This is a genomic window from Streptomyces sp. UW30 (assembly GCF_008042075.1).
Classification (GTDB): Bacteria; Actinomycetota; Actinomycetes; order Streptomycetales; family Streptomycetaceae; genus Streptomyces.
On the sequence record NZ_RDBN01000005.1, the window covers coordinates 506659 to 518875 of the forward strand.

Consider the following 12217-nt stretch of genomic DNA (forward strand, 5'->3'; position numbering starts at 1 on the left):
GCTTCCAGGTCCCGCTCGTCGGCGATCTCGGCCTCGCTGCCGGGGAGGTCCTCCGGCTCCAGCGCGGGCAGTGTCAGCTCTTCGAAGCGGGCCTCGACCCAGGCGTGGAATCGGGTGCCTCGACGCCCTCACCGGGGAGCTGCTGCGCGCCCGCGCGAGCGTCACGGACGTACCCCTGCCCGCGTCACTGACCGCGTCCCAGCTGCTGCGCCTGGCCGCCGATCCGGACGGGTTCGCGCAGGAACTCGCGCGCCCCATGCCGCGCCCCCCACAACCCGCCGCGCGTCGAGGCACCCGATTCCACGCCTGGGTCGAGGCCCGCTTCGAAGAGCTGACACTGCCCATGCTGGAGCCGGAGGACCTCCCCGGCAGCGAGGCCGAGATCGCCGACGAGCGGGACCTGGAAGCGCTCAAGGACGCCTTCGAGCGCACCGAATACGCGCACCGCACGCCGTACCGGGTCGAGGCCCCGTTCCAGCTCGCGATCGCCGGCCGCGTCGTACGGGGCCGTATCGACGCCGTCTACAAGATCGGCGACGGCGAGGCGGCGACGTACGAGATCGTCGACTGGAAGACCAACCGCACCCGCACCGCCGACCCGCTCCAGCTCGCCCTGTACCGGCTCGCCTGGGCCGAGCAGCAGGGCGTACCCCCGGAATCGGTCGACGCCGCGTTCCTGTACGTCCGCAGCGGCGCGGTCGTACGCCCGGACGACCTGCCGGGCCGGGCGGCCCTGGAGCGGCTGCTGACCGAGGAGCCGGTCGCCGAGATGAACTGTGAGGAACCGCCCAACCAGGATGTCGGTGCGGGCCGATAGGCTCGTGACCATGAGCCAGACCCCGGACAGCGCCGTCCGCACGTACATCGAGCAGCACCGTGCCGCCTTCCTCGACGACCTCGCCGAATGGCTGCGCATCCCCTCCGTGTCGGCCCAGCCCGACCACGCGCCCGACGTACGCCGCAGCGCCGACTGGCTCGCCGCCAAGCTCACCGAGACCGGCTTCCCGACCACCGAGGTCTGGCCGACCGAGGGCGCGCCCGCGGTCTTCGCCGAGTGGCCCTCCGACGACCCCGAGGCACCCACCGTCCTCGTCTACGGCCACCATGACGTGCAGCCCGCCGCCCGCGAGGACGGCTGGGACAGCGACCCCTTCGAGCCCGTCGTCCGCGAAGGACGCCTCTACGCGCGCGGGGCGGCCGACGACAAGGGCCAAGTGTTCTTCCACACACTCGGCGTCCGCACCCACCTCGCCGCCACCGGCCGCAGCACCCCCGCCGTCAACCTGAAGCTGCTCATCGAGGGCGAGGAGGAGTCCGGCTCCCCGCACTTCCGTGCACTCGTCGAGGAGCACGCGCAGCGGCTCGCGGCCGACGCCGTGATCGTGTCCGACACCGGCATGTGGGCAGAGGACACCCCCACCGTCTGCACCGGCATGCGCGGCCTCGCCGAGTGCGAGATCCGGCTGTACGGCCCCGACCAGGACATCCACTCCGGCTCCTTCGGCGGCGCCGTCCCCAACCCCGCGACCGCCGCCGCCCGCCTGGTCGCCGCCCTGCACGACGAGCACGCACGCGTGGCCGTCCCCGGCTTCTACGACGGCGTCGTCGAGCTCACCGACCGCGAGCGCGAGCTCTTCGCCGAGCTGCCCTTCGACGAGGCGCGATGGCTGCGCACCGCCAAGTCGTACGCCACCCAAGGCGAGGCCGGCCTCACCACCGTGGAGCGCATCTGGGCCCGCCCGACCGCCGAGGTCAACGGCATCGGGGGCGGGTACCAAGGCCCCGGCAGCAAGACGATCATCCCGTCCTCCGCCATGGTGAAGCTCTCCTTCCGGCTCGTCGCCGGACAGGACCCCCAGCACATCGAGAAGGCCGTCCGCGCCTGGGCCGCCGACCAGGTGCCCGCCGGGATCCGCTGCGAGATCACCTTCACCGGGTCCACGCGCCCGTGCCTGACCCCACTGGACCACCCCGCCCTGCAGTCCGTCGTACGCGCCATGGGCCGCGCCTTCGAAGGGCCAGTCCGCTTCACCCGCGAAGGCGGCTCGGGACCCGCGGCCGACCTCCAGGACGTCCTCGGCGCCCCCGTGCTCTTCCTCGGCATCTCCGTCCCCTCCGACGGCTGGCACGCCCCGAACGAGAAGGTCGAGCTGGACCTGCTCCTCAAAGGCGTCGAGACCACCGCCTACCTGTGGGGCGACCTGGCCGCGAACTGGCGCCATGCGCCCTGAGCCACCGGGGCCGTCCGGAGCGGCATCACGCGCGGGGCACACTGGACAGGCCGTCCCGCACCACCGAGCCCTGCCGCACCCGGTCCCCTCCCGCCATACGTCCCGCCGATCCGCCCGCCGAAGCACACCGTTCCACTGGGGGAGTTGGAAGCACCCGTGACCACCTGGACCGACCACACCGCCGACCGACCCATCTCGCTCACCGCCCCGAGCGGCATCGACCGCGCCGCCCACCACCGCCTCGACGAGGCCTGGCTCGCGGCAGCGTGGAGCCACCCCACCACCCGCTGCTTCGTGGTCTCCGGCGGCCAGGTCCTCATCGACGAGACGGCGGACGGCCGCACCGAACTCGTCATGACCCCCTCCTTCGAGGCCCCCCTCACCGAGGCGCACCGCTACTTCCTCGGCATCGACGACGACGGCGTCAGCTACTTCGCCCTCCAGAAGGACGCGCTGCCCGGCCGCATCGACCAGTCCGCCCGCGCGGCAGGCCTGCGCGAAGCGGGCCTGCTGCTGTCGCCACGCGACACGGGCCTGATGGTGCACGCCGTCGGCCTGGAGAACTGGCAGCGCACCCACCGCTTCTGCTCCCGCTGCGGCGAGCGCACCGTGATCGCCGCAGCCGGGCACATCCGCCGCTGCCCCGCCTGCGGCGCCGAGCACTACCCGCGCACCGACCCCGCCGTGATCATGGCCGTCACCGACGAGGACGACCGCATCCTCCTCGGCCGCCAGGTCCACTGGCCCGAAGGCCGCTTCTCGACGCTCGCCGGCTTCGTCGAACCCGGCGAGTCCATCGAGCAGACGGTGCGCCGCGAGGTCTTCGAGGAAGCCGGGATCACCGTCGGGCAGGTCGAATACGTCGCCAGCCAGCCCTGGCCCTTCCCGTCCAGCCTCATGCTCGGCTTCATGGCCCGCGCCACCTCCACCGACATCAACGTCGACGGTGACGAGATCCACGAGGCCCGCTGGTTCTCCCGCGAGGAACTGCGTGCCGCCTTCGACTCCGGCGAGGTCCTCCCGCCGTACGGCATCTCCATCGCGGCACGCCTGATCGAGCTCTGGTACGGCAAGCCACTGCCGACGAGAAGCTTCGTCTGAGAGGACGCACGACAAGAAGGCGGCCCCTGAAGCGCCTCAGGGACCGCCTTCCACAACCGCGCCGACAAGCGCGGTCAGGCGCTGACCTTCTGCTTGACCTGAGCCAGCGACGGGTTCGTCAGCGTCGAACCGTCCGCGAAAAGCACGGTCGGAACCGTCTGGTTTCCGCCATTCGCCTTCTCGACGAACGCGGCGGACTCAGGGTCCTGCTCGATGTTGATCTCGGTGTACGCGATGCCCTCGCGATCCAGCTGCTTCTTCAGCCGCTGGCAGTAGCCGCACCAGGTGGTGCTGTACATCGTCACAGTGCCCTGCATGGCTCGCGCGCTCCTCTGATGGCTCGGGGAAACAGGTCTTCCGGAGGGGGAACGCACGCGACCGGGCCGCCATTCCCACCCGGGGTATGCCCCGCCACGTGACGCCTGCCGCATTAGTACGACTATCAAGGCCTGCCTGTGGACAACCGGCACAGCCGTCTCCGACGACCTGGCAGCATGGCCGTGTGACAGCAGCAACGCACTCCACCCTCTTCCCGCAGGCACCGGACTCGGCCGACGCGGTGCTCGAAGGGCTCGACCCCGAGCAGCGCGAGGTGGCCACCGCCCTGCACGGTCCGGTGTGCGTGCTCGCAGGCGCCGGCACCGGCAAGACCCGGGCAATCACCCACCGCATCGCCTACGGGGTACGGGCCGGCATCCTCCAGCCCTCCAGCGTGCTCGCCGTCACCTTCACCAACCGCGCCGCCGGCGAGATGCGCGGCCGACTGCGCCAGCTCGGCGCCACCGGAGTCCAGGCCCGCACCTTCCACTCGGCCGCCCTGCGCCAGCTCCAGTACTTCTGGCCGAAAGCAGTCGGCGGCTCCATGCCCCGGCTCGTCGACCGCAAGATCCAACTCGTCGCCGACGCGGCCGCCGCCTGCCGCATCCGCCTCGACCGGGGCGAGCTGCGGGACGTCACCGGCGAGATCGAATGGTCCAAGGTCACCCAGACCGTCCCCGCCGACTACGCGCCCGCCGCCGCGAAAGCAGGCCGCGAAGCCCCCCGCGACCCGGCCGAGATCGCCCAGATCTACAACGTCTACGAAGACCTCAAGCGGGACCGCTCCGTCATGGACTTCGAGGACGTCCTGCTGCTCACCGTCGGCATCCTCCAGGACCGGCACGACATCGCCGACCAGGTCCGCTCCCAGTACCAGCACTTCGTCGTCGACGAGTACCAGGACGTCAGCCCGCTCCAGCAGCGCCTGCTGGAGCTGTGGCTCGGCGAGCGCGACAACCTGTGCGTGGTCGGAGACGCCAGCCAGACCATCTACTCGTTCACAGGCGCAACCCCCGACCATCTGCTCGACTTCCGCACCCGCCACCCCGGAGCCACCGTCGTCAAGCTCGTCCGCGACTACCGCTCCACCCCCCAGGTCGTCCACCTCGCCAACGGCCTGCTCGCCCAGGCCCGCGGCCGCGCCGCCGACCACCGCCTGGAACTCATCTCCCAACGCGACCCCGGCCCCGAACCCGTCTACACCGAGTACACCGACGAGCCCGCCGAGGCCGAAGGCGCCGCCCGCCGCATCCGCGAACTCATGGACGCCGGCGTCCCGGCCAGCGAGATCGCCATCCTGTTCCGGACGAACTCCCAGTCCGAGACCTACGAACAGGCCCTCGCAGACGCGGGCGTCCCCTACCAGCTGCGCGGCGCCGAGCGCTTCTTCGACCGCCCCGAAGTACGCAAGGCAGGCATCGCCCTGCGCGGCGCGGCCCGCTTCGGCGGCAACGACGCCCTCCTCGACGACGTCGTCGACCTGCCCTCCCAGGTCCGTGCCGTGCTGTCGGGGGAGGGCTGGACCACCGAGCCACCGGCCGGCTCCGGCGCCGTCAGAGAGCGCTGGGAATCGCTGGCAGCCCTGGTGAACCTCGCCCACGACTTCGCCGCCGCCAAACCCGGCGCCACCCTCGCCGACCTCGTCGCGGAGCTCGACGAACGGGCGAACGCCCAGCACGCCCCCACCGTCCAGGGCGTCACCCTCGCCTCCCTGCACTCGGCCAAGGGCCTGGAGTGGGACGTCGTCTTCCTGGTCGGCGTCGCCGAGGGCATGATGCCGATCACCTACGCAAAGACCGACGAACAGATCGAGGAGGAACGCCGCCTCCTCTACGTCGGCGTCACCCGCGCCCGGCAGCACCTCCACGTCTCCTGGGCCCTCACCCGCGCACCCGGCGGCCGCCCGAACCGCCGCCCCAGCCGATTCCTCGACGGACTGCGCCCCGGCTCGACCGGCACCACCGGACGCGCCGCCGCGGCCGGCTCCGGAGGTGTCGAGCGCGGCTTCACGAGCAGACCGGACGCCGCCCCGAGACGGACACAGCGCAGCCCTGCCCGCTGCCGCGTCTGCGGGCGCACCCTCATCGACGCCGGCGAGATGAAGCTGATGCGCTGCGAGGACTGCCCGTCCGACATGGACGAGGGCCTCTACGAACGCCTCCGCGAATGGCGCGGCGTTCAGGCACGGCTCAGCGGGCAGCCCGACTTCTGCGTCTTCACCGACCGGACCCTGATGGCCATCGCCGAGGCGGAGCCGACCGATCCGGTTGAACTCTCCCGCATCCCCGGTGTCCTCAAGCGCAAGCTCGACCGCTACGGAGCCGATGTGCTGGCCATCTGTGCAGGCCAGGAGGTTGAGGACGGCCCGGACGGGGAATGACACGAACTCGTCGAAAAAATAGTTTGCGCATGCCCCAGCAATCCCCATAGGTTCTTAGCCACGGGAACGGAGGCCTTCTCGGAGGCCCCAATTCCGTGTTCTACTTGCATACCCATCGGACTGGTTCACCCCAGTCCCTCGAGACGCCGAGAGGAGGCGAGTCCAGTGATCAGCATCAACGCCAGCTCCATCAGCACCGTCAAAATGACCGATCGCTCGGTCGTCGCCTCCCTGTGCATGCTCGTCGCCTCGAACCAGGGCACCGGTCTGTCCGGCATCCGTGCCGCCCGCCCGGCGTCCTCCGTGTCTCTCGCGGGTCTTCCCGTCAGTGAGCGCAATGAGCGACCGACCAAGGCACTGGAAGCGGCAGTAGAGGCAAAGGCGCATGCCTATGCCGCTACGGCGACCGGTGCCGGATTCCGGAAGCAGACGACGCAGCACCACCAGATGTGGGCCTTCCGTGGGCCAGAACCCTGGAGTGATCCAGCCTGACAGTCGATCAGGCCGGCGCCTTCAGGGCCGCGGAACCCCATCCGGGATCCGCGGCCCTTCTGTTTGTCCTCGAACAGGGATGACAGAGCGAAGGGGCCTCGGGACAAGGAAACCCGGTACCAACCGCCACCCGGCCCAACAGGGCCGGAACGACAGACGAGGAAGACCAACCGTGCAACTCGAAGCGCACGCCCCGTCAGTACCGCCTTCAGACGCGATCCCCAAGCCCGGCCTCACGGAGGACTCCACCTTGACTCCCCTCACTGCGCTCACCGCGCTCGACGACGCCATCGAGAACCTCGGCGTACCCGTCCCCTGCCGTTCCTACGACCCGGAGGTCTTCTTCGCCGAGTCGCCGGCGGACGTCGAGTACGCCAAGTCCCTCTGCCGCACCTGCCCGCTGATCGAGGCCTGCCTCGCCGGCGCCAAGGAGCGGCGTGAGCCCTGGGGCGTCTGGGGTGGCGAGCTGTTCGTCCAGGGTGTCGTCGTCGCCCGGAAGCGGCCGCGTGGCCGCCCGCGCAAGAACCCGGTCACGGCATGAACACCGCAGGAACGATCGACCGTCCCCTCACGCACGACCCCCAGAAGCAGGCCCCGATGAAGCCGTCCACCCACGAGCTCGCAGGCTCCGCGCCTGAAGACTTCACCACCAGTGGCGCGAAGGACTCGCGTCAGAACAGGAACCGAGAGATGCAACTCATCCAAGAAGCCCTGGCACGTGCGCATATGCACGAGCGACAGCACGAGGCCGCGCGGGAACGCCGGGCCGTGCGCGTCGCGACCGCGCGCCGCATGCAGCGCCGGGCCGAGCGCGCCTCGCTGCGTGCTCGCCGTGCGCTCGCCATGGCGGTCATGCAGTAATCGACCACACCGCTACGCGGTTGCCTCCCCGATCAGGGAGGCGGTAACTCCCCGCGGGGGCCGGTCCGTACGAACGGACCGGCCCCCGCGGTGCGTTGTGCCCGTCGATCGGACAGCGGCGGCGGTATCGTCGCCGAGTGACGAGTCTTTCCGGAGGCAGTGACAACGGCGGCTCCGCCACGGAGCCCCAGCCCCTCGTGTGCGCCCGATGCGGCACCGAGGCCCGGTCCCCGCAGCCCACCTGGACCTGCTCGGTGGAGAACGGCACCCGTCAGTACATCTGCGACAAGTGCTCTCGGGAGAATCTCAGGGCGATCGAGGGGCGGCTGGACTCGGCTTGGTGGTAGGGCGGCTGCTCCCTTGGGGGGAGGGGCGGCTGGACTCGGCTTGGTGGTAGGGCGGCTGCTCCCTTGGGGGCCGCCCCCCAGCGCTTCCACGCAAGCAGCGTCAGCTCACGCCTCCGCCGCCGACCCCTCTTCAGCGGTCGGCTCCTCCAGGACGAATCCAGGAAGCCACTCCTCCAGTTCCTCGCGCAGTCTCACCGTCGCGCCCAGCTGGCACAGCACCCCGATCGTGCTCAGCGTCACCCGGTGGATGAGGAGATACGCCGGGGGGAGGTTGAGCTGTTTCGCGAGTTGATAGGCGGGGGAGCGGGGGTCGGCCACGCGGCCGGCCTGGCTGCGCATCCAGCCCCGCGTGAAGGTGAACTCGTCGACCTGGGCCGGTTCGATGATCGGCAGGAGGTAGTCGAGGACGGCGTCGGGGTCCAGGTCGATGGAATCCTTGACGAAGCCCTCCTCGCAGAGAAGTTCGTAGACGGCGTCCGCCTCGCCGTCCAGGGTCATCCGCAGGGAGTCGCCGATGGGGGTCGGCAGGCCCCCCGGCAGACGGTCGACCGTGCCGAAGTCCAGGACGCCCAGCCGCCAGTCGTCCTCGCCGTCCGGGCCGCTCGGCAGGAGGCGGAAGTTGCCCGGGTGCGGGTCGGCGTGCAGCAGGCCGGTGCGGGCCGGGCCGGAGAAGAGGAAGCGGGCCAGGAGCTGGCCGGCCCGGTCGCGCTGCTCCTGGGTGCCGTCGGAGATCACCTCCGAGAGCGGGATGCCCTCGATCCACTCCGTGATCAGGACCTGGTCGCACTGGTGGACCACCGCGGGCACGACGACGTCGGGATCGTCGGCGAACTCGTCCGCGTGTGCCTGCTGGGCCTGCGCCTCCAGGCCGTAGTCCAGTTCCTCCGAGACCCGGTCCTTGAGCTCGGTGATCAGCGGCTTGATGTCCATGCCGGGGATCAGCGGGCCCAAGAGTCGGGCGAAGCGGCTCAATTGGTTCAGGTCGGACAGTAGGGCCTCGCCGGCGCCCGGGTACTGCACCTTGACCGCGACCTCGCGGCCGTCGTGCCACACTCCGCGATGCACCTGGCCGATCGAGGCGGCCGCGGACGGCTTGTCCTCGAACTCCAGGAACAGGTCGTGCCAGTCCTCACCGAGCCGCTCCGCGAGCACCGAGTGCACGGTGCGCGTCGGCATCGGGGGAGCTGCCTCCTGGAGCTTCGTGAGCGCGGCGCGGTAGGGGCCGGCGATCTCCTCGGGCAGGGCGGACTCGAAGACGGACAGGGCCTGCCCGAACTTCATCGCGCCGCCCTTGAGCTCGCCGAGCACCTTGAACATCTGCTCCGCGGTGCGCTGCTGCAACTCGCGGCCGACGATCTCCGCGGACTCGCCGACGATCCGCTTGCCCAGTCCCCAGGTCGCCCGTCCGGCGAAGCCGAGCGGAAGCGCGGCGAGCTTGGCGGTGCGGGTGACCGCCTTGCGGGGAAGATCAGACATGCGCCCTCCAGGTCCGAGCCGGCCGCTCTGTGTCTGCCCTACGGCGTGACTTTTTCGACGGCCGCTGCTCCGCCATTGTCTCGTGCCACTCCCCTTCCTCGGAGGGGTGTTCTCCCTCACCTTTCCTCGTGGCGCCGCACGGGCAGGCGGAATGTGCCCACACGGGCCGGGCGTGCCAGGTCAGACCGGGTAGGGATACTTCCCAGCGTGCACCCGCGCTCGACGGAACCCGGCCGTCCAGAAAGGTGAGGGCGTGTGCGGCGGCCAGTCCGGCGACCGTGGTGGCCAGCGTGAGGTCGCAGGGCCGCACCTCGCGCGTCCTCCTCGAGCCCGAGCGCCACTGGGCGACCAGCCGGGGCCAGGCCGGGTCCCGATCCGTGCGCTCCTCGTTCAGACAGCCGGCGCAGCCGGTCTCGCCGGGCAGGACGAGCGGGCCGACCACGCCGGTTCCCTCCACGACACCGGCGTACAGGTGGGGCGTGCCGGAGGAGACGAGGGGTTCGGCGGCGGACGGGGAGGGGGCGTGTACGGCGACGTCGTCCCGGGGCGCGATGATCACCAGGGAGTGGCCGGTGGTCTCCTCTCCCAAGCGCGAGCGGGGACCGCGGCGCGGTGGGCGGTCCGGTGCGCAGCGGCGTGCGGTCCGCCGCGCGGCCTCGTCCCTGCGGTCGCCGACCGCCTCCATGGGCAGCCCGCCCGGCGTCACGTCCCACGGTTCGACCCGGCCGACGTCGCGCACGTCGACGTCGCCCACCCCCGCTGCCGACAACAGCGAGGCCACCATCGAGCCCACCCGGCCGGCACCTCTCACCTGTACGCGCAGTGAGCGACGCGCGGTCAGGCGGCTCATCGCCTCACCCGGCTGGGACGTGGTCAGGGACAGCGAGGCCAGATCGGGGCGCATCCGGTCCAGTACCTCCTTCTTGCGCCGCAGGGTGTCGCCGGCCGGGCCGCCCCCTTTCGCGTCGTCGAGCAGTCCGGCCCCTGCCAGTCGGCGCACCAGCCTGTCGACATGACCGTCCGGCAGATCCATGCGGCGGCCTTCCTCGCGCAACAGCTCCAGTCCGCGAGTGCCGTTGAGCTGATCGAGGAAGCTGCCCGTCGCCGTGTCCATGGGCCCCAGCGTCAGCGCGTGTGCCGGAGTCATCCCGAATTGTACGGTGTTGAGGTCGCGCCAGCCGCGCCTGAACGCCGGCTTCATCAGGGGAGCTGTCAGGGTCGGTGGATCTGTCCGAGTCGACTGGACTGGTGGAGTCGACGGCGTCGGCGCCCCCGGTGGTCGTGCGGTTGAAATGTCTGAATTCGGTGAATCCGTCGCGTGCATGAACTGGCCCCCGTAGCCGTCGTGGAACATCCCCGTGCGTCGGAGGAGCTCGGTCGTGGCTCCGTCGACGACTGTCAGCATGCCCCGACGCGGCGGCTGGTGCCGAAAGTTGTCCACAGGCGGTGGATATTCGTCGTACAAATCAAACGCATGGTGGGGGATCGGGATCGAACCGTCCCGGAGTCGGGACTTCCCGCGTGTGCAGCGGGTAACGTCGGGGCGTGTCCGCCGACCCACTGCACCGCGCCGGAACGCCACAGCGCAGTACGACGAGCCCGCCGCCGAGCGGCTCGGGGGCGAGCGCGATCGAGGTCCGCAGAAGCGCCCGGCGCCGCCGGACGGTCTCGGCGTACCGCGAGGGCGATCGCACCGTCGTGCTCATCCCTGCCCGGATGTCCGAGGCCGAGGAGCAACGCTGGGTGAGCGTCATGCTGGACAAGCTGGCCGCGCAGGAGAGCAAGCGGGTCATCGGGGACGCCGAGCTGGCGGAGCGGGCCGAGCGGCTGTCGGACCAGTATCTGGACGGCCGTGCGCATCCCAACTCGGTGCGCTGGGTCACCAACCAGAACACCCGCTGGGGCTCGTGCACCCCGGCCGAGGGCAGCATTCGCCTGTCGCACCGGTTGCAGGGCATGCCCGAGTACGTCGTCGACTACGTTCTCCTGCACGAACTCGCGCATCTCCTGGTGCCCGGCCACGGGCCCGGCTTCTGGCGGCTGCTGGAGGCCTATCCCCGCACCGAGCGGGCGAAGGGCTACCTCGAAGGCGTGGTCGGCGCCGAGCGGTTGCCGCATCTGCCCGGCGCACGCGGCGAATGAGCCCGAGGGGCCCGCGACCGCACCCGTCCGCTCTCTGAAGCGGCGCCGCAGGCAGCGCTTCCGGTTCGACCGGGCGTGGGTTGTGTACCGGGTCTGTACCGGCTTCGTCCGATGTCCGAGTTTGCCGTTAGCCTGGCGCGACGCACTCACATTCGGGATGGGGGACGGTCGTTACGCATGGCCAGGGAATTCCAACGCGGCCACAAGGCCAAGATCAGTGACCTCACCGCGGGCACGGACCTGTACGTAGGGGTACAGATCTCCGCCCCAGGGCTGACCTTCGACATCAGCTGCTTCGGTCTCGACGCCGACGAACGGCTCTCGGACGACCGCTACTTCGTCTTCTTCAACCAGCCGAAGTCCCCCGAGGAGTCCATCCAGCTCCTCGGCACCCAGGCCGGTGACACGGAGTCCTTCCGGATCACCCTCGACAGGATCCCCCCTCAGATCCAGAAGCTGTCCTTCACGGCGACGGTCGACGGCGCCGGACAGATGTCGCAGATCAGCCCCGGGTACCTCCGCATCGTCGCCGGTGGCGAGGAGGTGGCCCGGTACGCCTTCAACGGCTCGGAGTTCTCCACCGAACGCGCCGTCATGCTGGGTGACTTCTACCTCAAGGACGTCTGGCGGTTCGCCGCCGTCGGCCAGGGCTTCGACGGTGGTCTCGACGCGCTGCTGAAGAACTTCGGCGGCGAGGTGGCCGAGGAGGAGACACCCGCCGCCCCGCAGCAGGCCCAGCAGCCCCAGACCGGCGCGGCTCCCAGCTTCGCACCGCCGGCCCAGTCCGCCGCGCCGCCCGCGTTCGGCGCCCCGGCCCCCGCGCCTGCACCGGCGCCCGCCGCGCAGGGCTTCGCGCCCCCTCCGGGATC

The 12217-nt window shown here is 70.7% G+C and carries 13 protein-coding genes; 10 read left to right on the top strand and 3 right to left on the bottom strand.

Going from position 1 to position 12217, the window contains the following annotated elements; translation table 11 throughout:
* From EAO75_RS03965 to nudC, 3 genes are all read left to right on the top strand, one after another.
* Nucleotides 1–817 (top strand): PD-(D/E)XK nuclease family protein (locus EAO75_RS03965; RefSeq protein WP_410092197.1); only part of this gene is annotated, 817 nt, incomplete at its 5' end.
* 10 nt (nt 818–827) lie between these two features.
* A complete protein-coding gene (locus EAO75_RS03970; RefSeq protein WP_147993590.1) occupies nt 828–2231 on the top strand; it encodes a dipeptidase in 1404 nt (467 codons plus the stop codon).
* Nucleotides 2232–2387: 156 nt separating this feature from the next.
* A complete protein-coding gene (nudC, locus tag EAO75_RS03975) occupies nt 2388–3332 on the top strand; it encodes an NAD(+) diphosphatase (RefSeq protein WP_147993591.1) in 945 nt (314 codons plus the stop codon).
* Nucleotides 3333–3406: 74 nt separating this feature from the next.
* Here nudC and EAO75_RS03980 read toward each other — a convergent pair whose 3' ends face one another.
* Complete coding sequence (locus EAO75_RS03980; protein WP_147993592.1) at nt 3407–3649, bottom strand: mycoredoxin; 243 nt, start codon at nt 3647–3649, stop codon at nt 3407–3409.
* Between the two features lie 185 nt (nt 3650–3834).
* On the opposite strand from EAO75_RS03980, the gene EAO75_RS03985 reads away from it, so the two are divergent.
* From EAO75_RS03985 to EAO75_RS04005, 5 genes are all read left to right on the top strand, one after another.
* Nucleotides 3835–6030: an ATP-dependent DNA helicase UvrD2 gene (locus EAO75_RS03985; protein WP_187284299.1), complete on the top strand. Its 2196-nt coding sequence runs from the start codon at nt 3835–3837 to the stop codon at nt 6028–6030.
* Between the two features lie 165 nt (nt 6031–6195).
* A complete protein-coding gene (locus tag EAO75_RS03990) occupies nt 6196–6522 on the top strand; it encodes a hypothetical protein (protein ID WP_147993594.1) in 327 nt (108 codons plus the stop codon).
* Between the two features lie 172 nt (nt 6523–6694).
* Entirely contained in the window at nt 6695–7063 is a 369-nt protein-coding gene (locus tag EAO75_RS03995) for a WhiB family transcriptional regulator (protein WP_109496206.1), read from the top strand.
* The gene (locus EAO75_RS04000; RefSeq protein WP_147993595.1) at nt 7060–7383 is read left to right on the top strand and encodes a hypothetical protein; all 324 of its coding nucleotides are present in this window, start codon (nt 7060–7062) and stop codon (nt 7381–7383) included. Before EAO75_RS03995 ends, EAO75_RS04000 begins: the two co-directional genes overlap by 4 nt.
* Before the next feature lie 137 nt (nt 7384–7520).
* Nucleotides 7521–7730 (top strand): hypothetical protein, encoded by a 210-nt coding sequence (locus EAO75_RS04005; RefSeq protein ID WP_147993596.1) that lies wholly within the window; start codon nt 7521–7523, stop codon nt 7728–7730.
* Nucleotides 7731–7835: 105 nt separating this feature from the next.
* Here EAO75_RS04005 and EAO75_RS04010 read toward each other — a convergent pair whose 3' ends face one another.
* Both EAO75_RS04010 and EAO75_RS04015 read right to left on the bottom strand, forming a co-directional pair.
* Nucleotides 7836–9206, bottom strand: a complete 1371-nt coding sequence (locus tag EAO75_RS04010) for an ABC1 kinase family protein (RefSeq protein WP_147993597.1) — start codon at nt 9204–9206, stop codon at nt 7836–7838.
* Nucleotides 9199–10407 carry a TOMM precursor leader peptide-binding protein gene (locus tag EAO75_RS04015; RefSeq protein WP_147993598.1) on the bottom strand — a complete coding sequence of 403 codons (1209 nt, stop codon included), beginning with the start codon at nt 10405–10407 and terminating at the stop codon, nt 9199–9201. Before EAO75_RS04015 ends, EAO75_RS04010 begins: the two co-directional genes overlap by 8 nt.
* A 344-nt stretch (nt 10408–10751) precedes the next feature.
* Between EAO75_RS04015 and EAO75_RS04020 the strand changes: the two genes are divergently transcribed.
* Nucleotides 10752–11348 (top strand): M48 family metallopeptidase, encoded by a 597-nt coding sequence (locus EAO75_RS04020; RefSeq protein ID WP_147993599.1) that lies wholly within the window; start codon nt 10752–10754, stop codon nt 11346–11348.
* Nucleotides 11349–11525: 177 nt separating this feature from the next.
* A partial coding sequence (locus EAO75_RS04025) for a TerD family protein (RefSeq protein ID WP_147994278.1) occupies nt 11526–12217 on the top strand: 692 nt, incomplete at its 3' end.